A 22329-nucleotide genomic window follows, 5' to 3' on the forward strand; every position below is an offset into this window, starting at 1 on the left:
GAACATCACTGTTCAACTATGCAGCGATAGCATTCTGTTTGTTTCCAAACAGAATGGCGGTATCCCGCAAAGCTTTGAGTAGAATACCCAAAGCGCAGTTTCCGTGTCGTCTTACTACCAATTTTCTGCTTTGCTTTGGCTACCATGTTGGCAGACTCGAAAGTAAACAGAAAGATCAACTGGTAGTAATCCGTACTGAACATATTGTACATTATTTTCAGTATAGTTGAGCTTATTATTGACTAAAGTCATGCTCTCTTGGGCTGTGGCAGCAGCACTTCGTCTTCGATGATGCCTTCCCAAGCGGATTTGGTGGCTTTGAGCAGCGGCAACCGCCTCACCTTTATCCGCTCCGCCGATGCCTTTGTGCAGGGATCCCTGACGGTAACAGGAGTGAACGGCAACCTCATTGGTATCGATGTGCGCCCTGCCAACCGGCTGCTTTACGGGCTGACCGACACCAGCATCCTTTACACCATCAACTTGCAGACCGGTGTCGCTACCGTGGCCAGCACTCTGTCGGTTCCCTTCACCGCGGGCACGCTTTCTGGCATGGATTTCAACCCTGTTCCGGATCGGCTGCGCTTGGTGGGAGCCAATGGCCAGAACTTCCGCATCAATGTGGATACGGGCGAAGTGATCCAAGATAGACCTTTGGCCTTTGGCCCAATGGAACTACAGGGATCCCAGCCGGCCATCACCGCCGCCGCCTACACCAACAATGTGGCGGGTGCCCAATCCACGCGGCTGCTGAACATCGACGGGCAACGGAACCTGCTGGTGTTGCAGAATCCCCCCAACGATGGGGTTCAGGTGCCCATTGGCCCTCTGGGGGTGAACTTCGGCCCTATGGGTGGGTTTGACATCCGTACTGCTGATGGAGTGGATACCGGCTTTGCCATCGGCGGCTCCACCTTGTATCGAATTGAACTAAACACCGGTCGGGCCACATCCCTGGGCACCCTGCCGGGTGGGCCGTTCTTTGGCTTGGCCGCCCTCTAGGAAAGCCGATTCCCATTTGCCTATCTAAATCAAGGTTAATCAACATTAATCAATGTTTTGGATTCATTGATTTGGAACCAATTGTTGGAATCGTTTTGAGATCGTTGCTGCTGTTGATCCTTGACCCGGCCCGATCCCAGCTCAGGATTGGGCCTTCTATCTCCCCTTAGCTCGTTCCTCCTTTGATCCCAGACGGGGATCCCTGCGCACCTACCTGAGCATCTTGGCTCGCTCTCGCTGTTTGGATCGGCTGCGCTCTTGGCGGAATCGACAGCGCTCCCTGGAACAGGGCAGAGTGGAATTGCAGGGTAGTCCTGCTGCGGATCCCACCTTGGAGCAGTTGGCCCAAGCGGAACGGGTGGCCGAGGTGCAAACGGCCTTGGCCGAGTTGTCCGAAAGTCAACGGCAAGTCTTGAAGATGGCCTATTACGAAGGCATGAGCCAAACGGAAATTGCCAAGCAACTGGATCTGCCTTTGGGAACGGTCAAAGCCAGAGCTCGGCGGGCTTTGCTGCGGCTGCGCGAGTTGTTGGGAGGCTCCTCATGAAAGCCGAATCTGTGTCTCCCGAAGAACTGCAACTGTGGCTGGCGGGCTACGTGCTGGGGGATCTCTCCCCGGAAGAGGCCGAGCGGCTGGAAGCCTTGCTCAAGCTGCGCCCGGAGCTGCACCGAGAACTGCAAGCGTTGCAACGGGCGTTGGAGACAGCCTACGGCGTGGAGGAAAAGCAACCTCCCCCCGCCCTGCGGGCTTCTCTGTTGCAGGCACATGCGGAGCAGGCAGCCCAACCGATGCGCACCCCCGCCTGGATTGCCAAGGGATCCCGTCTCTGGCAACGGGGCTTGGGGGCGGTGGCCGCAGGCTTGATCGTCGCTTTGGGGCTGGGGAACCTCTACCTGTGGCGCAGGCTGCAGCTAGCCCAGACTCAAGGGATCCCTGGCGAGGTGTTGACCTATGAATTGCAGCCGACTGCGGAGAACCTGGCCGGCTCGGTCAAGCTTGAGGTGGATCCCCAGCGCCTGCAAGGGCGATTGGTGGCCCAAGGGTTGCCGCCTTTGCCGGAAGGCCGGGTCTATGCCCTGTGGGTGGTGCTGGAACCGGAGGCGCCCTTTACCACCGATAGGGCGGGGGCCGTTCTCGTGGCAGCTTTTCCGGTGGATGAAACAGGAAATCGCCAACAGGAGCTGCGCCTACCGCCGGTGTTTGAATCTACAGAATGGGTGCGGGCTGTGGCCATTACCGAAGAGGATGGCAATCGTCCCCAAGAGCACCAGGGATCCCCTTTGTGGATTTCCGGCTAGGGAAAGCATCGGCAGGCCCATGGATTGGCGTGGCCTGATGGGGTAAATAGGCGATTATTATGCAGATTGATATCCACCCAGTCTTGTGACCCAGACAGAAAACCTTAAGATAAAAGTCGCCACCCCAGCGAAGAACTTGGAGGCCACCCCATGGGCGAAGCGAAGCGCCGTAAAACCCGCATCAGCCAAGATCCCGACCAAGAGCTGGTGTTTCCCAACCTCAAAGACATTCCCCTCACCAAAGGGCAAGCTCGCGCCATCTACAATTGGACAACCCGTGGCGCTTGGGCAGGCATCATTCTCCTGGCCATCATTTGGGTGGTGATCCGATTTGTAGGGCCTGCCTTCGGCTGGTGGCATCTGGTCGGCTAGCCGGCCGGATCCCCTTTAGCATCCTTTGGAGTTTCCGTCTATGCGCTCTTATCTGGCAGCCGCCATTCAAATGACCAGCATTCCCGATCTGGCCAGCAACTTGCAGCAGGCGGAAGAGTGGATCGACTTTGCAGTGCGCCAGGGGTGCGAGCTGGTGACACTACCAGAAAACTTTGCCTTCATGGGGCCGGAAGCCGAGAAAGCCCGCCTTGCCCCCGAGATTGCGGAGCGGGCGGAGGAGTTTTTGGCCAAGATGGCCCAGCGCTACCAAGTATTTATTTTGGGAGGAGGGTATCCTGTGCCGGACGGGCAGGGCAAAGTTTACAATACCGCTGCCCTCTACAGCCCTGACGGCAAAGAGCTGGCCCGCTATCGCAAAATCCACCTGTTCGATGTCAATCTGCCCGACGGCAATACCTACCGCGAGTCGAACACGGTGGTCAGCGGAGATGAGGTGGTCACCTGCGAGCAAGAGCAACTGGGGAACCTCGGTTTGTCGGTCTGCTACGACGTACGCTTTCCAGAGCTGTACCGATCCCTGGTGGATCGCGGAGCCCAGATTTTGCTCATCCCTGCCGCCTTCACGGCCTACACGGGTCGGGATCACTGGCAGGTTTTGCTGCAATGCCGGGCCATTGAGAACACCTGTTACGTGATAGCCCCCGCCCAGGTGGGCACCCACTACGAGCGGCGACAGTGTCACGGCCATGCCATGATCGTGGACCCCTGGGGGACTATCTTGGCGGATGCGGGTGGCGAAAAACCGGGGGTGGCCATTGCTGAAATTAACCCAGAGCGTTTCCAGTTGGTCAGGCGGCAGATGCCTTCCCTACAACACCGTCGGCTGGCCTGCACCGTCACCCGCTAGGGATCCGCTGTGCCTTGGCCCCCCCTGATTCTCTACAGCAAACCCGGCTGCCACCTGTGCGAAGGCTTGGCCGATAAGTTGTGGCAAATCCCTGAGATCACCCTGTTGGAAATCCGCGACATCACCTCCAACCCGAGTTGGTGGGAGCGATACCAACTGGAAGTTCCCGTGCTCACCCTGGCAGGGGATCCCGAGCGACCTTTGCCACGTCCTTCCCCTCGGCTGACGGTGAGCCAGTTGCGGGCTTGGCTTGAGAAACAGCTCCGTTGAATTTCTCCTGCTGCTGCCGGAGCTTTCTCTGCCATGCCTATGGAGAGAGCAGCGATTCGCTGCGGGCGGTGTAGCCGGCTTGACGCAGGGCTTCAACGGCGGCTTGGGCATTGTTAACCCAAAATTGGGATCCCATTCTCACCCAAAGGGTATGGGGATGGGCGGTGATGGCAGCCACGACAGGAATGCGATTTTCTTCTTTAATTTCCGAGCGTTGGCGAGCGATTAGCGTCTGTAAACGGTATCGATCCTCCAGTGTCCCAGCAGAGTCGAGAGGGATCTCCACCGTTACCCAGCTAACAGATTCAATCGGTTGCAAATCTTCCACAATCAGTTGCACCTGTTCATCCCGCTGATCCACTTTGGCCCAGACCCACAGCCGTTGATCCACCTCCAGGCAACCGCGCAAACGTTCATAGGTTTTGGGAAAGATCACCGCTTCACAACTGCCGGTGAGATCTTCCAGTTGCAAAATGGCCATGCGATCCCCTTTCTTGGTTGTGACATTTTTAATGGCAGTCACCAGGGCGAGAACGCCCACAGAGGCATCGGCTGCACAGCCGCCCAGGTCAGCTAGGTTGACGGGGGCCAGTAGCCGCGCTTGCTCCTGAATGCGCCGCAGCGGATGATCCGAGACATAAAACCCCAGCAGCTCCCGTTCTAGCCTCAACTTTTCCTGAGGTGGAAAATCTTCAGTAGCCGGCCCACGCGGAGCCTCCACAAATCCATTGCCGGCGCTGCTATTGCTCCCCAGTAGATCGAACAAGCTGGCTTGGCCGATGGCTTTGGACTTGGCTCGCTGCGCTGCCCAACTGAGGATGGGATCCAAATCGGCAATTAGTTGTTTACGATTTCCAGAAATACAATCAAAAGCGCCCGCACAAATCAGGGCCTCCAGGGCACGACGGTTAACAATGCGCAGATCCACCCGCTGGCAAAAATCCGCCAGAGAGGTGAAGGGGCCATCAGCTTGACGGGCAGCCAAAATGTTTTGAATGGCCCCCTCCCCTACATTCTTCACTGCCCCCAGACCAAACAAAATGCTGGATCCCTGGGGAGTAAAGTCCATTCCAGAACGGTTGATATCCGGCGGCTGAATTTGGATCCCAATTGACAAGCAATAGGTAATGTAGCGCTGTACCTTGTCCTGATCTCCCCCCACAGAAGAGAGCAAGGCTGCCATATATTCCGTTGGGTAATTGGCCTTGAGGTAAGCTGTTTGAAAAGTAATCAACCCATAGGCAGTAGAATGCGATTTATTGAAGCAATACTCGGCAAAAGCAACCATTTGATCAAACAATTCTGTGGCAACTTCTTGGCTTACACCCCGCTTGGCTGCCCCCTGCACAAATTGCTCGCGGTGTTTCTCCATCTCGGAGACTTTCTTTTTCCCCATCGCTCGCCGCAGCAGATCGGCTTGGCCTAAGGTGTATCCGGCCATGTCTTGGGCAATGCGCATGATCTGTTCCTGGTAGAGGATGGCTCCGTAGGTATCCTGAAGAATGGGCTTGAGGAGTTCGTGGGCATAGGTTACCGGTTTGCGACCGTGCTTGCGATCGATAAAGTCGGGGATCATGCCCGTATCCAATGGGCCTGGCCGGTACAAGGCCAATACTGAAGAAATATCTTCCAGGTTGGAAGGTTTGAGCTCCCGCACCACCTGCTTCATGCCAGAAGATTCCAGTTGGAAGATCCCTTCCAGCTCTCCCTTTTCCAAAAGCTGGTAGGTTTTCTTGTCGTCTAGGGGTAGGTTATCCAGATCTATATTGACGCCATTGTGTTCTCGGATCAGTTCCACTGCCCGCTGAATCATCGTCAGGTTGCGCAGACCCAAAAAGTCCATCTTCAGCAAGCCCAAAGACTCGATATCTTCCATCGAGTACTGGGTGATAATTTGGCCTTCATTGTTGTACTGCAGAGGCACGATCTCATCTAAGGGATCCTTAGCAATCACCACACCGGCAGCGTGAACCCCGAAGGTTTTGTTGGTGCCCTCCAACAAACGTGCCAGCTCGATCCAGCGGTGGGTGGTTGGGTCTTTCTCGTATTTTTCTTTGAACTCTGGAGCGGGAGTATCCTCGCCAATCATCTCTTCCAATTTTGCGGGCTTGCCTCGGGATACCGGGATCAATTTCGCCATTTTGTCGGCTTCTGAGTAGGGAATGTCTAAGACTCGACCGACATCTTTGAGAATGGCTTTAGAGGTCATGCGGTTAAAGGTGATGATCTGGGCGACTCGCTCTTGGCCGTATTTGCGGGTCACATAGTCGATCAGCTCTCCCCGCCGCTCGATGCAAAAATCCGTATCGATATCCGGCATCGATTGACGTTCTGGATTGAGAAATCGCTCAAACAGTAGGCCGTATTTAACCGGGTCAATGTTGGTAATTTGTAGGGCATAGGCCACCAGGGATCCTGCTGCCGAGCCTCGCCCCGGCCCCACCGGGATCCCCTGCTCGCGGGCATAGCGAACGTAGTCCCAGACCACCAGGAAATAGCTGGAGAAGCCCTTTTGTTGGATGATGTTCAGCTCAAAGCGCAGGCGCTCCTGGTAGTTTTGGGGGATCTGATCCGGCTGAGCAACACCGCAGCGCTTCGCCAGCCCCTGCCAGGCCAATTCTGTGAGATAGCTATCGGCAGAATGGCCCGGTGGAACCGGGTAGTCGGGCATGCGCATTTCCCCAAATAGGTCATAGCCCTCGATCTTTTCCAGCACCTTCAGGGTGTTGGCGATGGCCTCGTCAATCACCTCCTGTTCCAAATGGTCACGGCAGAGACGGCGCATCTCTTCTGGGCTTTTCAGGTATTCGGTTCCGGTGTAGCGAAGGCGATTTTTTTCAGTAAGGGATTTGCCTGTTTGAATGCAGAGCAGCGCATCGTGGGCCTCTACATCCCAGCAGGAAATAAAATGGCTATCGTTGGTGAGGATGATCGGGATCCCCAATTCGCGGGCGATGCGCACCAACTGCACATTGACAAAGCGATCTTCTTGATAACCGTGATCCTGAATCTCAATGTAATAATCATCCCCAAACTGCTCTTGGTACCAAGCGGCAACTTCACGGGCAATTTCTGGCCGCCGCTGCAAAATAGCTTGAGGCACTTCTCCTGCCAAGCAGCCGCTGGTGACGATCAGCCCTTCTTTGTATTGCACCAAATACTCTTTGTTGATGCAGGGGCGAGAGAAAATCCCTTTCCCTTGAATGCCATGTAGATGGGAAATGGTGGTTAGCTTCACTAAGTTTTTGTAGCCCTGGGTATTTTTGGCCAGAACCACTTGGTGATACTTGGGGTACTTGCGGCTTTTGTCGCGGATATCGCCGTTGATTACATACATTTCATTGCCGATGATTGGAGTAATCCCTTTGCTTTTACACAGTTTCACCAGCTCTAACGCCCCATACATGACACCGTGATCCGTCAGGGCCAGCCCCGGCAAACCCATAGCCACCACCTGCTCGATCAGACGCGGCAATTGGCTGGCGCCATCCAAGAGGCTGTATTCGCTGTGGAGATGCAAAGGAACAAAAGACATGGCAACGCTATGGATAGTGGGATCCCTTTAACCTTAACTCAGCGTGTCCATTTCTCGACTGCCCGCAGATGCCGCTACAGTAAAGTCAGCTGATGTTTTTTCCCTTTTCTTGAATTTATGGATGCTCCCATTCGCCTCACCCAGTACTCCCACGGCGGTGGCTGCGGCTGTAAAATTGCCCCGGCCCTGCTGCAACAAATTCTTAAGGATGTGCCCCTGCTATCCCCAAATCCGGCTTTGTTGGTGGGAGCTGAAACCAGCGATGATGCGGCTGTCTATCAACTAAACGACCACCAAGCCCTAATTTTGACCACCGACTTCTTCATGCCGATTGTGGATGAGCCGGTGGATTTTGGTCGGATCGCGGCAACCAATGCCCTTTCCGATGTCTACGCGATGGGGGGCACTCCCATTCTGGCTTTGGCGGTTTTGGGCATGCCGGTCAATACCCTGCCGATGCAGGCCATCCAAGGGATCATGGCCGGAGGGATCCAGGTTTGCCAAGAAGCCGGGATCCCTTTGGCAGGGGGGCACTCCATCGATTCGCCGGAGCCCATCTTCGGCTTGGTGGCAGCAGGTTTGGCCCATCCACACCACATTCGCCGCAATGCCACGGCCCAAGCCGGGGACGATCTGATCCTGACCAAGCCGCTGGGGATCGGGGTGATGACCACCGCTCTGAAAAAGGGTCAGCTCAGTGCGGCAGGCTACGCGGAAGTTTTGCAGGTGATGACCCAGCTGAATCGCATCGGCTCGCAACTGGCTCGGCGACCGCAAGTTCACGCCATGACGGATGTAACAGGGTTTGGCCTGGTGGGACACTTGCTGGAAGTCTGTCGCGGCTCGGGGGTGGGGGCCAGTTTGGATCTGGCTTCCATTCCGTTTTTGGCAGAAGCGCTCTCGCTGGCAGAGGCGGGGATCTTTCCAGGGGCGGCTCGTCGCAATTGGCAGGGCTATGAGGGGGTACAGGCAGAATCCCTGCCCGAGTGGCAGCAACTGCTGCTGGCAGATCCCCAAACCAGCGGGGGCTTGCTGGTGGCGGTGGATCCCGGCTACACCTCAGACCTCTTGCAAGAGCTGCACAGTGCCGGCTACCCCTACGCCCGTCGCATTGGCCGATGCCAAGCCGGAGACACCAGAATCCATGTTACCGGCAAGATCAGCCTCAGCCCAGCGGCAGCCTGAAGAAGACCCTCTGGCAATACTCACCATGCAAAGTCTCATGCAAAGTCTCGATAGAGGGCTCAGTATGAAGATTGCGTCAAGCAGCTCTGAGAAAGTTAAAGATACCATGTGAGGCAAGGGAAGGTTGAGATATCCTGAGATCTATGAGCGAGCTTCCCCCCAGCCGTAGTCTGGTTCAGCGAGTTGAGCCTGGCCAGCTGATTCGAACCCTCAGCAGTGGGCAATTGTTGATGGTGGATCCCCAGCGGCACAACGCCCTGATCATCTGCAAGACGTTTCATGCTGAGTTTGCCGGGCCGGGTGCTGCTGTTGGGGGGCCCTTGGATGTGGAGTCCGGCGGCGTTGTCCCCATTGGGGATGTGGTTTTGCTGCATCCGCAAGACCACCAAGAGCGGCAAAGTGCCTATGCCAAGCGGCTGCACTGGATGCGTTGGCTACAGCAAATCACCGATAATCCTCTGCCGGCGCAACGGGCGCGGATTTTGCTCTTCAGCCTAGAGGAGTTCTTCTCTGCGGATTTGGTCAGCCAATTGCCCGATGACATTTTGGCGCGGCTGGTGGGAGTGCTGCCCCAGACGGTTGCTGCGGTGCGGATGGAGATGACGGCCCTCTACAGCCCCAGCTATTCCTTGGCAGGCTGAGCTTGTCTTGGACTGGGGAAGGGACTCGTCCTGCCAGCATGAATCGGTGACACCTTGCAGCCCTCTCTGCAACTGGAACAAGACACGATCAGCTACACTGAAAGCCAATTTGCGTTGGCATTTGGTTCAACTGGACTCGACTGGAATCTCTGCCTTATGCAGTGGTGGAAACGGCTTCGCCGCAATCGATGGGCCCAAGCAGGAGCCTACATTCTTCTTGTTTTCTACGCCTGCGCCATTTTTGCCGAGTTCGTTGCCCCCTACAGCCCACTGGAATCTCAACCGGGGGGATCCCTTCTGCCGCCCACCGCCATTCACTTTTGGGATGAATCGGGCGCTTGGATTGGGCCCCACGTTTATCCAACCCGCCAGGGGCCAGTGGATCTGGAAACGGGAGAACGCCCGCTCTTGGTGGATACCAGCCGTCCAGCCGGGATCCGCTTGTTTGTGGCCGGTACTCCCTACCGTTGGTTGGGGTTGATCCCCTCCAATCGGCATCTGTTTGGCACCGTCCCGCTGCGGCCTGTTGCAGAAGCAGGACAGGTGGGATCCCCAATCGGCGAAGAGCCCTCTGTGGCACGGCTACACCTGCTGGGCACAGATGATCAAGGTCGGGACTATTTCAGTCGCTTGGTCTATGGCGGGCGCGTCAGCCTGTTTATCGGCTTGGCGGGCATTGGCATCTCTTTCCCCATTGGTCTGCTGGTGGGGGCCATATCCGGCTACCTTGGGGGCTGGGTGGATACGCTCCTGATGCGCTTGGCAGAGGTGTTGATGTCGATTCCGACGCTGTATCTGCTGGTGTCGCTAGCAGCGGTGTTGCAGGTGAATCCGCTGACCGGGGTGCCCTTCAGCAATGCCGAGCGCTTTTTGGTGATTGTGGTGATCCTCTCTTTTGTGGGTTGGGCGGGCCTAGCCAGGGTGATTCGTGGGCAGGTGCTGTCCTTGCGAGAGCGGGACTTTGTGCAGGCAGCGCGGGTGGCCGGGGCGGGATCCCTGTATCTGCTGGTGCGGCATATTTTGCCCCAGACAGCCACTTATGTGGTGATCTCGGCAACCTTGGCGGTGCCCGGCTACATTGCGGCAGAGTCGGTGCTGAGCCTCATCGGGTTGGGGATCCAACAGCCGGATGCCTCTTGGGGCAACATGCTCTCGCTGGCCACCAACGCTTCGGTGATCATCCTACAGCCCTGGCTGGTGCTGGCCCCCACTTTGATGGTGGTGCTGACCTCTCTATCCTTTAACCTGCTGGGGGATGGTTTGCGGGACGCCCTCGATCCTCGGGAAGGGTGAGCTGCTTCCCCATTGCGCCGAGTGAGGGGAATGGAGTGGCCTGCAAATCACCGCTTTCCGTCGGGATAGAGCCGGTTTAGACCCTTGCGAGCCTTAGCATGGACATCCAGGGTGGCATCCATTTTCAGGATCTGCCGGTAAACTTGCTCGGCACGAGCCACTTCCCCTTCCTGTTCCAACTTTTGTCCTAGCTTGAGCAAGTTTTGGGCTGAGAGATCTGCCCAAGGATTCTGTTCGGCTGTTGGCTCCTGCAGTTGCCGCAGCTCTTCTAGGCGCTCTTGCACCATCGGTCGTAACAGCCAAGAGTCATCCAGATCCAAAACCTCTCGGTAGTAGCGCTGGGCCTCTTTAAAGTTCTTTTGCTCGTCGTAGGCTTCCGCCAGTTGTAGCGCCAGTTCCGCTGTGGGCTGATCCTTAAACTGGCGATGCAGTTGGTTCAGTCGCCGCACAAAGGGGGATCCCTGCTGCGGGTTTTTCAAATCCGGGGCGTGCTGAACCGGCAGATAGTCGTCCCTCTCCGCCGATGGTTGAGGGGAAGGGGCAGGCTCTGCAGCTTGAGGTCGAAGGGGCGCTTGGCGGCTGATACTTTTGGGATCGATGGGGGTGGGCTTGTAAACCCAAATTGGCTGATCCGGAGGAGATGCGGGTGGGGTTGGGCGTGGGATCGGCTGCGGCAAGGGAATGGTCTTGCGATCCGGCGGTTCAGGAGATGGCTGCTTCAGCTCCTCAAGGGTGCCGGGAGGTTTGGGGGCCTGAAATTGAATCGCTTTGGGAGTCTCCCTGCGCTCTTGGGCCAATTCTCGGTACAGAGCGGCCAATTGAAGGTAACCCGCCTCCTCGTAGGCGGTGGCCAGCCAACGGGCATTCTCTGGGCTGGGATCCGCACGATAAGCTCGCCGGAGCAACTGCAAAGCAGTGCCGTAGTTGCGCTCTCGAATGGCTGCCCGTCCCAAACTCGCTGAGCTGACCCCGATGGTATCGCTGGCCATAGTCCCCCATCTATCTTGGCGCCGACAATAGAGCTAAGAGTCAAGGCTGAGCTGCTGATAATTCAGGTTTTCCAAGCCAGCCACGTGGGTTGACGCTTGCTTAATATAACTGGATTCCTTGGCCATAGCATACCCTCACCAGCCGGGATGTTATCTGCTCGGACAGCTCCCTCTTGTTGAGATCTCTCGCTTTATATCAATTCAATGTCGATATTGAGGGTGGGATTGGATTGAGATCTGGATGCCAAGTTAACTTTCGGGCTAGCTTGTATTCAGAGCTTCAGCAGCAACAGGTTCTGACGCCAACATGATCCAAGACTTTCGAGAGCGGTACCCCATGGGCAGCTTGCTCACCGATCTGTTGCGGGTGGAAGAAGGGATCTACATTGTCAGAGCCCAGGTGGTGGTGAACAACACGGTTTTGGGCAGTGGCATGGCTGGCTCGAACACCGTCGAAGAGGCGGAAGATGCTGCCTTGAAGCGCGCCCTTCACCACGCAGGATTTGGTCGCCCCACTTCCTCTTTGAGTTTGGGCATGGATTCTGCTGCCGCCAGGGTGCCTTATCTGCCAACTCCTGAGTTGGCCAACGGACACGCTCAGTCTTCCCCTGCTTCTCCAGCCCCCGAGTCGATAGGGATCCCTGCAAAGCCAAGTTCCCCAGAGCTGCCCGGTCTAAGTGAGCCGGCGGCCTATGGGGATGACCTATCGGACATCATTGCCCAAACGGATGTGGAGATGCAGCGCATTGGCTGGGGCCGCAAGGAAGGACAAGAGTTTTTGGAACGTCGCTTTCAGAAGAAATCTCGCCACCAACTAAGCGACGCCGAGCTGCGGGAGTTTTTGCGCTACCTAAAACAGCAGCCCTCCCGCCTCAGCAGCGAACCCCGCTTTTGAAGTCTTCTCGGCCTTGCCGCCAAGATCTCGGGATCTGGAGATCTGGTAACTCCTATCTTCCAACTAGGGTTGTTCCGAGCCCGTTCAAGTAACCTCTGACCCTTGCCCCCGGCCCCTCTGGAAGGGGGAGTTGGGAATCAAGCCAGCCAACTGTTTTACTGCTAGTTGGCTGCTACTTGGAATAAGCCCGTTCTACCGTCGGTGTCTTGCTGCTGCTGAAGCTAGGGCGCACCTACAATCACGCTGGTGTCTTCCATTTGCTTCACGACCGTTTCTCCCCCTTCCGAGAGCACAACCCGTCGCTCTGGCACCGATACTCCGGCCACCTTGGCGGTTTGGTAGTTTTGCCCGGCCTGCACCACAGCGGGAATGACACCTGGGCCAGAAACCAGAGCAAAGGACTCGCCGCCGATCTGTATCATCCCGGAAACCTGTACACTGCGGGCAAACGCAGCTGGGTCAGGGGTAGGCGTTGGGATCGGGGTAGCCACGGCTACAGGGGCGCCATTGCCGCTGCCAGGAGGGGGCAAAACCGGAGGTGGAGGCAGGGGCGGCAGGACAATCTGCGGTTCAGGAGCACGCACGTTTTGAGGCACAAAGGGATCCACACGGCCAGCCCCACTCAAGGCCCGCTGGGTTTCCTGCTCTCGATCCACTGGCGGGATCAGGCTAGAGGCAGCTTGGGTAGCCTGCAGAAGGGAGGGCACCGGCGGCGGGGGTTGATCGGGGGCGGTCTGGCCAAAGCCGGCAGGCAAGTTCACCGTTTGTTGCCGGGCGAGAGCTTGCATCTGGCTGGCTCCGCGGGCCAAGGTGGCGCTCATATCCTGTTCCCAAGTCCCTGCAGCATTCAGCCGCATGATCACAGGGCTGGTTCCCCCCCGAGACTCCACCCAAATTTCCGCTTCTGTGTCGCTCAATCGCCGCGAGCTGAGGATCCGGGATCCCGGAGGCAAGAGGGGCCGAAGCGCTAGTTCGGCCTCAGGAACAGCCTGTTCGTTGGCCAGAGCCGGGAACCAACGGGGGGCCAAAAACGCAACGCCCCCTGCCAACAGCAGGCCGGCTACAAGAAAGCAGGACAATGGGCGAGCAGGCAGCGATTTCAGCATAGAGACCACCGGGAGAGAGCATGACTCTAGTCAATAATAAGCTCAACTATACTGAAAATAATGTATAATATGTTCAGTACGGATTACTACCAGTTGATCTTTCTGTTTACTTTCGAGTCTGCCAACATGGTAGCCAAAGCAGAAAATTGGTAGTAAGACGACACGGAAACTGCGCTTTGGGTATTCTACTCAAAGCTTTGCGGGATACCGCCATTCTGTTTGGAAACAAACAGAATGCTATCGCTGCATAGTTGAACAGTGATGTTCAGCAGTGTTCAGCGTAAATGTATCAGAGCCTCGTATCCTCTCCACCAAAATATCCAAAATCTTCGTGATGGGGCCAAGTCAACCTGCTTTTCTCGACAACAGTGCTAGGATTTGTCGATCGAAACAGTGGCACCATGTCCCCAGAGATCCCGACCGGGCCAGACAAAGACGGCCTCTGTCCAAGCGCAGCCTCGTTTGCCATACTGAAGAAAGATTGTAAATATTTGTTAACGCCATGACTGTCTCTGCTTTGGATCCCGCCAACCCCGCCCGTTTACAGGAGATCGCTCAACGCTTGCGCAGCCCGCGTTCTGCAGACCGGATGGTGGCCTTGGCCCAGTTGCGGGATGTGCCGGCAGAGCAGGCGGTGCCGCTGATTTTGCAGGTCATCGACGATGAGAACCTGCAGGTGCGCTCTTTTGCCGTCTTTGCCCTGGGGATCAAGCAAACGGACGCCTGTCTGCCCAAATTGCTGGAAATCCTCACCCAAGACCCGGATTATGGCATTCGCGCCGACGCGGCAGGTGCCCTGGGCTACTTGGAAGATCCGCGGGCTTTTGAAGCTTTAGTGCGTGCTTTCTACGAGGATGTAGAATGGCTGGTGCGCTTCAGTGCCGCGGTGGCCTTGGGGAACTTGAAGGATCCGCGGGCTTACGACGTGCTGCTGCGGGCGTTGGAGGGGCCAGAAGAGCTGCTACAACAGGCGGCCATCGCAGCTTTGGGAGAACTGGGGGATCCGCGGGCCCTGGATCACATCCTGCGGTTTGCCCAATCGGAAGACTGGCTGGTGCGGCAGCGGCTGGCCCAAGCGCTGGGCAATTTGCCTTCCCCCAAGAGCGTTTCTGCTCTCAACTACCTGGCCAGGGATCCCCACGATAGCGTTGCGGCGGCGGCTCTGGATTCGCTGCGGCGCTTGCGGCAAAGGGGCATCTCAGAAACCACCCCTGAGAAGGGATCCGGGCCAGCCAATTCTGAGGAAGGCTAAAGTAAAGATCCTGGCTCAGCTTGTTCCGGGTTCCCCAATCCCCAGAGAGAGGCCTCCTCTGTTTCCGGCTGAGCCTTTCTTTTCCTAGGATCCCTTGTCTCAATGGTTATCAGCCCCCACTCATCGGTTTCACCTGTTGCATCCCCGTCGCGGCCCCGCATTGTGGCGGCTCTTTCTGGGGGTGTGGATAGCTCTACGGTGGCGGCCCTTTTGCAGGAACAGGGCTACGCCGTGGAGGGGGTGACTCTCTGGCTGATGCGGGGGAAAGGCCAGTGCTGCACCGACGGCCTGGTGGACGCCGCCGCCATCTGTGAGCAATTGGGGATCCCCCACCATATTGTGGATAGCCGCGAGCTGTTCCAAGCCAACATTGTCGATTACCTGGTGGCCGGCTATGCGGACGGGATCACACCGCTGCCCTGCTCGCAATGCAACAAGCTGGTGAAGTTTGGTCCCTTGCTAACCTATGCCCGCGAGACCCTGGGCATCTCTCAGATTGCCACCGGCCACTACGCGCGGGTACGTTTCAACAGCGAGCTGGGGCGATATCAACTGCTGCGGGCGGTGGATCGGCAGAAGGATCAGTCTTATTTTCTCTACGACCTCAGCCAAGAGCACCTGGCCCACAGCCTCTTCCCCTTGGGCAACTACACCAAGGCCCAAACCCGCCAGATTGCCGCGCGCTACGGCTTGGTTACGGCAAATAAGCCCGAAAGCCAGGATCTGTGCTTGATCGAGACCTACGGCTCGATGCGCAACTTTTTGGATCAGCACCTGGGTCAAAGGCCGGGGGAAATTGTCGATACCCAGGGGCGCGTGCTGGGATCCCATGAGGGCATCCACCACTACACGGTGGGCCAGCGCAAGGGGTTGGGGATTGCCTCTTCCCGTCCGCTTTACGTGGTGCGCATCGATGCGGCCATGAACCGCGTTGTCGTGGGGGAACGGGAGGAGGCTACCCAGGCTGAAGCGTGGGTAAGCCAAGTCAACTGGGTCTCTATCCCGGCGCCGACGGCATCCTTGGCTGTTGAGGTTCAGGTGCGCTACCGTACCCCCCCAGTGCCCGCCATGGTGATCCCGGAATCGCCAGAGCGGGTAAAGCTGCAGTTTGCCGAGCCGCAGTTTGGGGTCACTCCTGGCCAAGCCGCCGTCTGGTACCACGGGGATCTCCTGCTGGGGGGAGGGATCCTGGAGCGCCCTTCTCCCTAGGTCAACTGCAACTTCCCTCTCTCCAGGGGGGAAGGGTTGGGGGTGAGGGCAAGCCAAACTACGCTGCTTGCGCTTGCAGCTGCTGCAGGGATCGGAACAGGAGCACCGTGTAGACATTGAAGATAGGCGTGACTGCCGTGAAAGCGGCAAACCCGACCACAACTGCTAAGAGAGCTACCACAGGCGCCCAAACCAGAAGCGCAAGTCCTATGATGTCGGTATTACCCCCAGTTACAACTGCAGCTAGGGTAGCTCCCAAGATCGCCACAACAAAAGGCAAAAGCAGGATTGAGATGCCGAAGATCAAAACCACGACCAGGAATGCCCAAAACACCCCCCACCAACGGCCCCTGACCAGGTTCCAACTGTAGCCCAACCCTTCTGTGGCACCCTTGTCCTCCAGGGCAATTGCGCAGAGGGTGAAAGCTAGCCTTACCCGGCAATAGATGCCGGGAAACACAAACAGCTGCATCCCTAGTGAGGAAATCAGATTCACCAGGAGGCTGCCGAATATCAGAGGCACTGCCTTAGAGAAAGCCTGATCCAAGCTATTGCCCAGCAAGGGAGTTCGCTGCTTCAAGTGCTGATCCACCAGCCAAAAGGCTGCTCCTGTCAAGATGGGCGCGCCGACTAGGACATAGGCCAGGAGGAGCAAGGAGAGGATCATCCCGAGGGAAGGTGAGGTCAGACCTACAACGAAGAACGCGATATGGCTAGAAGAAAATGAGGTCAGGATCAGCAGCGGCCAGTAGATGGGACCTACCAACTCAAACGACCGCCGCAAGAGCAGAATCGGGCTAAGGGTGGCGCTTTGCATGGCAGAGGGATCCTCGTGGGCAGCCCAGTCCACCCCCTTCATACCACGGGATCTCACCTAGGACATCTTGGGTTGAGCCGAAATCCCAAAAAGGGATCCCTTCTCATCTCAAAGCTAGGCACGGGGAGCACCCTTTTTGCTATCCCCAATGGGGGCAAAAGCGGAAACTAGGAGGCTGCTTGCCCCTTCAATCGTTGCAGGGATCGGAACAGGAGAACCACATAGACCCAGAAGATGGGCACAACGGCTGTGGCAGCGGCAGCCGCAACCATTCTCACCCCAAAGTCGCCAACATCAGCCACAACTATGACAAATCCAACTATCAATCCACCCGCAAAACCAAGAATCAAGCCCAGGACCAGAAGGGCCCAAAACACGCCCCACCAACGACCTTTGACGAGATTCCAACTGTAGCGCAGCCCTCCTGTAGTTCCTTGATTTTCTAGAGCAATGGCACAAGGTGTGAGGGCCAGCTTAACCCCTACATAAATGCCTGGAATGATCAGAAAGATGGAGGCAAGGGAAGAGAGGAGTGCTGCTAAGAGGGTGCCCAGAACTAGAGGCACTGCCTTCGAGACAGCTCGGTTGAGGCTGTTGCCCAGCAGGGGAGCTTGCCGCTTCAGGTGCTGATCCACCAGCCACAAGGCTGCTCCAACTAGGATCGGTGCAACAATGCCATAGGCCAGTTGGAGGATCCCCCCGAGAAGTGGGGTCAGCTCCGTGACGATGGCCCGAATAAAGCCTGGAGAGGCCAGGATCAGCAGCGGCCAGTAGATGGGGCCTACGACTTCAAACGACCGCCGCAAGAGCAGAATCGGGTTAAGGGTGGCGTTGTGCATGGCGGAGAGATCCTCCTGGGCAATCCGATCCACTCCCTTCATACCACGGGATCTCACCTAGGACATCTCGGGTTGAGCCGAAATCCCAAGAAGGGATCCCTTCTCATCTCAAAGCCAGGCACGGGGAACCCCCTTTTTGCTATCCCCAATAGGAGACCGCCTGCCCCTTCAATTGTTGCAGGGATCGGAACAGGAGCACGACGTAGACATTCAGGATAGGCACGACTGCCGTGATGGCAGCAATCCCAGCCACAGGGCTTCCAGCTTCCACGATTCTGTCAGCAAAGGTCTCAGCGGAAGGCGAAATCACACCTACCGTGAAGCCAAAGATGAAAGCTCCAGCAAAAGGTGCCACAATCATTGCCATGAAGACAACCATAAGAAGTGCCCAAAACACTCCCCACCAGCGACCCTTGACAAGGTTCCAACTGTAGCCCAACCCTTCTGTGACTCCTTTGTCTTCCAAAACAATCGCGCAGAGAGCGAAAGCCAGCCTTACCCCCCAGTAGATGCCGGGAAGTACAAGCAGCAGCATCCCCAGCGAGACAATCAACACCAACAGGATGTTGGCGAATACCAGAGGTACTGCCTTCGAGGCAGCTCGGTCGAGGCTGTTGCCCAGTAGGGGAGCTTGCCCCTTCAGGTGCTGATCCACCAGCCACAAGGCTGCTCCTGTCAGGATGGGCATGCCGATTAGGATATAGGCCAAGCTAAAGATTCCCCCGAAAAGTGGGATCAGTTCCGCGATGATGGCAATGACGACAAAGCCAGGAGAGGCCAGGATCAGCAGCGGCCCATAGATGGGGCCTACCAACTCAAACGATCGCTGCAGGAGCGGGATTGGGCTAAGGGTGGCGTTTTGCATGGCGGAGGGATCCTCGTCGGCATCCAGTCCACCCCCTTCATACCACGGGATCCCGGCTTTGGTTCGGGGAGTAGAGTTAAGAAAGTCTACATTGCTTTTTTTTACAGATCTAGGCCGATTTTTGCAGGATCCATGCTGCTGCCTGTTCGCCGCTGCGCAGTGATCCCTCGATGCTGCTCTGGTGGGTGTATTCCCCAGCCCAGAGAAGGCCTGGCAGACCGCTATAGGTGGGAACCAAATGCTGCTGGAAGCTAGGCGGCTGCAAAAACTGGGCAAAAGGGATGCGATACACCCGCAGCAGGCGCAACTGTTTCAAGGGGGCTTTGGGAAAATAGACCTGCAGCTCGGCCCGACAGGTTTGGGCCAGCTCCTCGTCGCTTAAGGGGGGATCCCCCAATACTGTCACCGAATAGAGGTGTTGGCCAGGAGGAGCCAGTGCCGGGCTGATGCGGGTGAGCTGAACCCAGTGGTTGATCCTGCCTTGGACGCCAGCGTTGAGGTACAAGTAGGCGCCGCGGGCTAGAGAAAAGGGAGCGCAGAAGTAGAGGCAGGTAACCGACCGTCCCTGGGTGGGGATGGGCATAGCGGCATGGGGACAGAGCTCTGCTTGCCAGGCCCGCGCCTGAGGGGCCTCGGTGGCGCAGACCACCCACTCGGCAGGGATCTCCTCTCCGCCGGCGGTGCGGATCCCGCCCACTTTCCCGTCTTCTGCCAGGATGCGCTCCACCGGGGTTTGGTAGCGAATCTGTTCGGGGGACAGGTGACCGGCCAGTTGTCGGGCCAGTTCTCCCATGCCCAAGGCCGGGGTGACAATGGATCCCTCGGCCATCATCTTGAAATAAAAGGCAAAGAGGCGGGCGCTACTGCCCAGATCCGGATCTAGAAGGATCCCGCGGAAAAAGGGGTAGAAAAAGTGCTGGCAGATCTGTTGGGAAAAGCCGTACTGCTCCAGAAACTCCCGCAGCGAGCAATCGGATCCCCCTAGCCCTTCTTGAAAAACCTGCTCCGGGCTGCGGCGCGCCAGCTCGGATCGCAATTGCAGCACCTTGAGCTTGTCCCCAAAGCTGGCCAAGGGGTTGAGCAAAGAGGGGAGAAGGCTGGACAGATCCCGTAGGGGATCCCCCAACAGCCAGCAGCGACCGGGTTGAGCCAAAATAGCGCCGGGCCGGTAGGGACGGGGATCGAGCTGGCTCAGATCCAGATGCCGCCGCACCTGGGGATAGGCCGTAAACAGCACCTGAAAGCCGCGATCCAAACGAAAGTCTTCCACCGCGTCGGTGCGCACCCGCCCGCCGGGGCTGTCGCTTTTCTCTAGGACCAGAACATCCCTTTGGCCCGCTTGGGCCAGCACCTTGGCGCAGGTCAAGCCGGCCAGCCCCGCCCCGATAATGACTACTCTGCCCATGCTCTGCCGGGATCCCTTCTTCGTCGAGTATTTTATCTGCTTGGATCCCACTAGGGCTGAGCTGGGTCGGCTGGCCCCCAAATGCGAATTGAGCCATCGGCGCCACCACTGAGAAGGGTCTGCCCATATCGCTGCGCGACGCTTCCGCGACCGGGGCCAAACAGCAAGACGCTCACCATCCAAGTCTGGCCGCCCAGGGTGCGCAACTGTTCTCCGCTGCGCAGATCCCAGAGCTTGATCTGGTGAGCGCGGTAATCGGTGCCGCTGGCGAGCAAGCGGCCATCAGGGCTGAGGGCAAGGGCGGCCAAGCCGGACAAAGTCTGGGGCAAGGTGCGCTCCAAGGATCCCGTGCCCAAGTTCCAGACCAAGATGCCACCGGTACTGCCAGCGAGCAAATAGCGGCCATCTGGACTCAGAAGCACCTGCTCGATGGGGTAGTCGGCCTTTAGGGTTTCCAGCAAGGCCCCGCTGCCAGGATCCCAAAGGTGAACGGTGGGATCTCCATTGGCGGCCACCAAGATCCAAGGGGGGATCCCTTCAGATTGGTGGGAAGTATTCATACGGGTAGGTCTTGGGCCAAAGGCCACTGCTGTAATGCCAGCCCTCTGAGGGGTCTCCTGGGCGGCAGCAGTGGGAGGCGCCAGGGTGCGGATCAACTGGCCGTTGTCGGCCTGCCAAAGGCGGATGGTGCGGTCGGCGCTGCCACTGGCAATCCAACGACCATCGGGGCTAATGGCGACACTGTTGATCAACCCGGTGTGCCCTTGCAACTGCAGCCGCGCCAGCACATCCCCAGGCGAGAGAGCCGGATCCCCCAGGGTCGCCAGATCCCAGACCCGTACCGTCTTGTCTGCCCCCCCACTCACCAAAAAGGTACCATCTGGGCTGATGGCCAGTGCCTCAACGGATCCCTCGTGGCCTGCCCAGCTCTGGAGCAGTTGGCCAGCCTGGGGATCCCAAAGCCGGATCACGCCGTCGTCTCCCCCGGCAGCAAGGAGATTTCCATCCGGGCTGATGGCCAGAGCAGTGACGGCGACAGGGCCTTCCAGCGTAGCCTTGAGCTGCAAAGACTTGGCCCAGTCTGCCGGGTCGTTATCGCTACGCGACGCTTCCGCGACCGTGACGGCGGTGGGGACGGAGGCATGAGAACCGTTCTCGCGAGTAGGACGGAGTCCCAGGCCGTTGCGCTTTGCCGGGCCAGAGGATCCCGTTCTCGTGAGGGGGACAGAATCCTTGGGCTCCCCCCGCAGGCCAAGGTTCGCCCTCATCTGCCATACCCCTGCCACCGTCAACGCCAGCAAAGCCGCCAAGCTGCCTCCTGCCCAAACCGGTGGGATCCGGGGACGCGCCCGCAGCGATACCGGAGAACGCGGTGGGGTGGTTGGCTCCTGTAAGGGCTCGGCGGCGACAGGGCTGGGCTGGGACAGGAGTTCGGCGGCAGGGGGGCTCTCGGCGGGGGGCAAAGCCTGCAAAGCGGCCAGAGCTGCTGTTGCTGAAGGAAAGCACTGTTGTGGGTTGCAGCTCACCAAACGATCCAGAAAAGCAGCAAAAGGAGCGCTAGTAGAGGCCAGATCGTGCCAGCGCAACTCCCCCGTCAACGGGTCGCGAAACAGCTTCTGGGGCGGGATCCCGCAGAGGGCCTGCAGGGCAATCAGCCCAAGAGCATAGAGGTCGCTGCAATGCCTGGGGCCATAGGGGTTCCCGAAGCCAGAGCCGGAAAAAGCCAGACCCTGTTCCTCACCCCCCCACTTCAACAACACCCATCGGCCATCCGCCTGACGGTAGATCAAGCGAGAGGGCTGCAGGTTGCAGCAGCTCACCCCTTCCCCATTCAGGAAGGCCAAGGTTTGCAGCACATCCTGCAACAAGGCTCGTACCTCAGCCTCTGTCCAGTCGTGCCCCCAATGGCAGTGCATTTGGCGGGACGGAGTCGTTAGCTGGCCCCTCTCGGTTGCGTTACCTAGCAATAGAGCTTGTTCCAGGGTGGGCCCTTCAACCCATTCTTCCACCCAATAAAACTCCCCCTCTTGCTCAAAGCAGGCCAACAGGCGGGGGATACCCTCGTGGGATCCCAGGTGCTCCCGCAGCGCCACTTCTTGCTGAAAGAGATGCCGTAGCGAGGCGGAGTCCTCACTGTGTTCGCGGTGCGGAGCATTTTGGCCGGCCTGCCAGCGTTTGAGCACCACCCGAAGCCGCTCAGGATGATGGCTATCCTGTGCCAAGTAGGTTTGTCCGCTGGATCCCAGTGCTTCCAAGATCTGATAGCGGCCACCCAGGGTCTGCCCTACCATGGGGAGAGTGCGAACCTTTTCCTTCCGACCCATCATGCCATAGCGACGTGAGACTCAGGCTAACCGTTCACCCTTGCGTTCACGGTGCGGAGCGCCTGGGTGGGATAGAGTCCTCGCCGCATCAGTCCTCCACCGCCATGGCTGAGGTGAGCAGAGCAAAAAGCGAAAGGGGATCCCGACAGCCGCTTTCGGTCAA

General features: G+C 57.9%; 20 protein-coding genes. 12 read left to right on the forward strand and 8 right to left on the reverse strand.

Annotated elements, in window-relative coordinates; translation table 11 throughout:
• Positions 1-288 precede the first annotated feature (288 nt).
• The 6 genes from ACVWZU_RS01360 to ACVWZU_RS01385 all read left to right on the forward strand — a co-directional run bounded on the left by ACVWZU_RS01360 (position 289) and on the right by ACVWZU_RS01385 (position 3811).
• Complete coding sequence (locus ACVWZU_RS01360) at positions 289-1002, forward strand: DUF4394 domain-containing protein (RefSeq protein ID WP_457442960.1); 714 nt, start codon at positions 289-291, stop codon at positions 1000-1002.
• 223 nt (positions 1003-1225) lie between these two features.
• Positions 1226-1549, forward strand: a complete 324-nt coding sequence (locus tag ACVWZU_RS01365) for a sigma-70 family RNA polymerase sigma factor (RefSeq protein ID WP_457442962.1) — start codon at positions 1226-1228, stop codon at positions 1547-1549.
• Entirely contained in the window at positions 1546-2301 is a 756-nt protein-coding gene (locus ACVWZU_RS01370) for an anti-sigma factor domain-containing protein (RefSeq protein WP_414421818.1), read from the forward strand. The genes ACVWZU_RS01365 and ACVWZU_RS01370 overlap by 4 nt, the downstream gene beginning before the upstream one ends.
• A gap of 150 nt (positions 2302-2451) precedes the next feature.
• Entirely contained in the window at positions 2452-2673 is a 222-nt protein-coding gene (locus ACVWZU_RS01375) for a DUF2839 domain-containing protein (RefSeq protein ID WP_414329235.1), read from the forward strand.
• 40 nt (positions 2674-2713) lie between these two features.
• Positions 2714-3541: a carbon-nitrogen hydrolase family protein gene (locus tag ACVWZU_RS01380; protein WP_011432809.1), complete on the forward strand. Its 828-nt coding sequence runs from the start codon at positions 2714-2716 to the stop codon at positions 3539-3541.
• Positions 3542-3550: 9 nt separating this feature from the next.
• Positions 3551-3811, forward strand: coding sequence for a glutaredoxin family protein (locus ACVWZU_RS01385; RefSeq protein ID WP_457442964.1), 261 nt, complete (start codon positions 3551-3553; stop codon positions 3809-3811).
• 37 nt (positions 3812-3848) lie between these two features.
• On the opposite strand, the gene ACVWZU_RS01390 is transcribed toward ACVWZU_RS01385, so the two are convergent.
• Positions 3849-7346, reverse strand: a complete 3498-nt coding sequence (locus ACVWZU_RS01390) for a DNA polymerase III subunit alpha (protein ID WP_457440610.1) — start codon at positions 7344-7346, stop codon at positions 3849-3851.
• A gap of 117 nt (positions 7347-7463) precedes the next feature.
• On the opposite strand from ACVWZU_RS01390, the gene selD reads away from it, so the two are divergent.
• From selD to ACVWZU_RS01405, 3 genes are all read left to right on the forward strand, one after another.
• A complete protein-coding gene (gene selD / locus ACVWZU_RS01395; RefSeq protein WP_414406871.1) occupies positions 7464-8531 on the forward strand; it encodes a selenide, water dikinase SelD in 1068 nt (355 codons plus the stop codon).
• Between the two features lie 143 nt (positions 8532-8674).
• Positions 8675-9172 carry a hypothetical protein gene (locus tag ACVWZU_RS01400; RefSeq protein ID WP_457442966.1) on the forward strand — a complete coding sequence of 166 codons (498 nt, stop codon included), beginning with the start codon at positions 8675-8677 and terminating at the stop codon, positions 9170-9172.
• Between the two features lie 156 nt (positions 9173-9328).
• Positions 9329-10465 (forward strand): ABC transporter permease, encoded by a 1137-nt coding sequence (locus ACVWZU_RS01405; protein WP_414413612.1) that lies wholly within the window; start codon positions 9329-9331, stop codon positions 10463-10465.
• A 47-nt stretch (positions 10466-10512) separates the two neighbouring features.
• Here the strand turns inward: ACVWZU_RS01405 and ACVWZU_RS01410 are convergent, their stop codons facing one another.
• Positions 10513-11454: a hypothetical protein gene (locus tag ACVWZU_RS01410; RefSeq protein WP_457442968.1), complete on the reverse strand. Its 942-nt coding sequence runs from the start codon at positions 11452-11454 to the stop codon at positions 10513-10515.
• 307 nt (positions 11455-11761) lie between these two features.
• On the opposite strand from ACVWZU_RS01410, the gene ACVWZU_RS01415 reads away from it, so the two are divergent.
• Complete coding sequence (locus ACVWZU_RS01415) at positions 11762-12349, forward strand: hypothetical protein (RefSeq protein WP_414329849.1); 588 nt, start codon at positions 11762-11764, stop codon at positions 12347-12349.
• Positions 12350-12570: 221 nt separating this feature from the next.
• Here the strand turns inward: ACVWZU_RS01415 and ACVWZU_RS01420 are convergent, their stop codons facing one another.
• Positions 12571-13455: a hypothetical protein gene (locus ACVWZU_RS01420; protein ID WP_414421811.1), complete on the reverse strand. Its 885-nt coding sequence runs from the start codon at positions 13453-13455 to the stop codon at positions 12571-12573.
• Between the two features lie 502 nt (positions 13456-13957).
• Between ACVWZU_RS01420 and ACVWZU_RS01425 the strand changes: the two genes are divergently transcribed.
• Together ACVWZU_RS01425 and mnmA are read left to right on the forward strand one after the other, a co-directional pair.
• Positions 13958-14707 (forward strand): HEAT repeat domain-containing protein, encoded by a 750-nt coding sequence (locus ACVWZU_RS01425; RefSeq protein WP_049749566.1) that lies wholly within the window; start codon positions 13958-13960, stop codon positions 14705-14707.
• A gap of 102 nt (positions 14708-14809) precedes the next feature.
• Complete coding sequence (gene mnmA, locus ACVWZU_RS01430) at positions 14810-15916, forward strand: tRNA 2-thiouridine(34) synthase MnmA (protein WP_457442970.1); 1107 nt, start codon at positions 14810-14812, stop codon at positions 15914-15916.
• A gap of 58 nt (positions 15917-15974) precedes the next feature.
• Here the strand turns inward: mnmA and ACVWZU_RS01435 are convergent, their stop codons facing one another.
• The 5 genes from ACVWZU_RS01435 to ACVWZU_RS01455 form a co-directional block, all read right to left on the reverse strand.
• Positions 15975-16775 (reverse strand): glycerophosphoryl diester phosphodiesterase membrane domain-containing protein, encoded by an 801-nt coding sequence (locus ACVWZU_RS01435; protein WP_457442972.1) that lies wholly within the window; start codon positions 16773-16775, stop codon positions 15975-15977.
• A gap of 125 nt (positions 16776-16900) precedes the next feature.
• A complete protein-coding gene (locus ACVWZU_RS01440; RefSeq protein WP_414329739.1) occupies positions 16901-17614 on the reverse strand; it encodes a hypothetical protein in 714 nt (237 codons plus the stop codon).
• Between the two features lie 97 nt (positions 17615-17711).
• Complete coding sequence (locus ACVWZU_RS01445) at positions 17712-18437, reverse strand: glycerophosphoryl diester phosphodiesterase membrane domain-containing protein (RefSeq protein WP_457440626.1); 726 nt, start codon at positions 18435-18437, stop codon at positions 17712-17714.
• A 109-nt stretch (positions 18438-18546) separates the two neighbouring features.
• Positions 18547-19842 carry an FAD-dependent oxidoreductase gene (locus ACVWZU_RS01450; RefSeq protein ID WP_457442974.1) on the reverse strand — a complete coding sequence of 432 codons (1296 nt, stop codon included), beginning with the start codon at positions 19840-19842 and terminating at the stop codon, positions 18547-18549.
• Between the two features lie 50 nt (positions 19843-19892).
• Positions 19893-22133, reverse strand: coding sequence for a WD40 repeat domain-containing serine/threonine-protein kinase (locus ACVWZU_RS01455; protein ID WP_457387966.1), 2241 nt, complete (start codon positions 22131-22133; stop codon positions 19893-19895).
• Positions 22134-22329: the final 196 nt, after the last annotated feature.

The organism is Thermostichus sp. MS-CIW-26 (assembly GCF_054059115.1).

What these genes read in the sequence shown, in the direction of transcription:
- mnmA (WP_457442970.1), top strand. Translation starts at nt 14,810, where the DNA reads ATGGTTATCAGCCCCCACTCATCGGTTTCACCTGTTGCATCCCCGTCG.
- ACVWZU_RS01445 (WP_457440626.1), bottom strand. Translation starts at nt 18,437, where the DNA reads ATGCAAAACGCCACCCTTAGCCCAATCCCGCTCCTGCAGCGATCGTTT.
- ACVWZU_RS01375 (WP_414329235.1), top strand. Translation starts at nt 2,452, where the DNA reads ATGGGCGAAGCGAAGCGCCGTAAAACCCGCATCAGCCAAGATCCCGAC.
- ACVWZU_RS01415 (WP_414329849.1), top strand. Translation starts at nt 11,762, where the DNA reads ATGATCCAAGACTTTCGAGAGCGGTACCCCATGGGCAGCTTGCTCACC.
- ACVWZU_RS01405 (WP_414413612.1), top strand. Translation starts at nt 9,329, where the DNA reads ATGCAGTGGTGGAAACGGCTTCGCCGCAATCGATGGGCCCAAGCAGGA.
- ACVWZU_RS01440 (WP_414329739.1), bottom strand. Translation starts at nt 17,614, where the DNA reads ATGAAGGGAGTGGATCGGATTGCCCAGGAGGATCTCTCCGCCATGCAC.
- ACVWZU_RS01360 (WP_457442960.1), top strand. Translation starts at nt 289, where the DNA reads ATGATGCCTTCCCAAGCGGATTTGGTGGCTTTGAGCAGCGGCAACCGC.
- ACVWZU_RS01370 (WP_414421818.1), top strand. Translation starts at nt 1,546, where the DNA reads ATGAAAGCCGAATCTGTGTCTCCCGAAGAACTGCAACTGTGGCTGGCG.
- ACVWZU_RS01400 (WP_457442966.1), top strand. Translation starts at nt 8,675, where the DNA reads ATGAGCGAGCTTCCCCCCAGCCGTAGTCTGGTTCAGCGAGTTGAGCCT.
- ACVWZU_RS01450 (WP_457442974.1), bottom strand. Translation starts at nt 19,842, where the DNA reads ATGGGCAGAGTAGTCATTATCGGGGCGGGGCTGGCCGGCTTGACCTGC.
- selD (WP_414406871.1), top strand. Translation starts at nt 7,464, where the DNA reads ATGGATGCTCCCATTCGCCTCACCCAGTACTCCCACGGCGGTGGCTGC.
- ACVWZU_RS01420 (WP_414421811.1), bottom strand. Translation starts at nt 13,455, where the DNA reads ATGCTGAAATCGCTGCCTGCTCGCCCATTGTCCTGCTTTCTTGTAGCC.
- ACVWZU_RS01425 (WP_049749566.1), top strand. Translation starts at nt 13,958, where the DNA reads ATGACTGTCTCTGCTTTGGATCCCGCCAACCCCGCCCGTTTACAGGAG.
- ACVWZU_RS01410 (WP_457442968.1), bottom strand. Translation starts at nt 11,454, where the DNA reads ATGGCCAGCGATACCATCGGGGTCAGCTCAGCGAGTTTGGGACGGGCA.
- ACVWZU_RS01435 (WP_457442972.1), bottom strand. Translation starts at nt 16,775, where the DNA reads ATGAAGGGGGTGGACTGGGCTGCCCACGAGGATCCCTCTGCCATGCAA.
- ACVWZU_RS01455 (WP_457387966.1), bottom strand. Translation starts at nt 22,133, where the DNA reads ATGGTAGGGCAGACCCTGGGTGGCCGCTATCAGATCTTGGAAGCACTG.
- ACVWZU_RS01390 (WP_457440610.1), bottom strand. Translation starts at nt 7,346, where the DNA reads ATGTCTTTTGTTCCTTTGCATCTCCACAGCGAATACAGCCTCTTGGAT.
- ACVWZU_RS01380 (WP_011432809.1), top strand. Translation starts at nt 2,714, where the DNA reads ATGCGCTCTTATCTGGCAGCCGCCATTCAAATGACCAGCATTCCCGAT.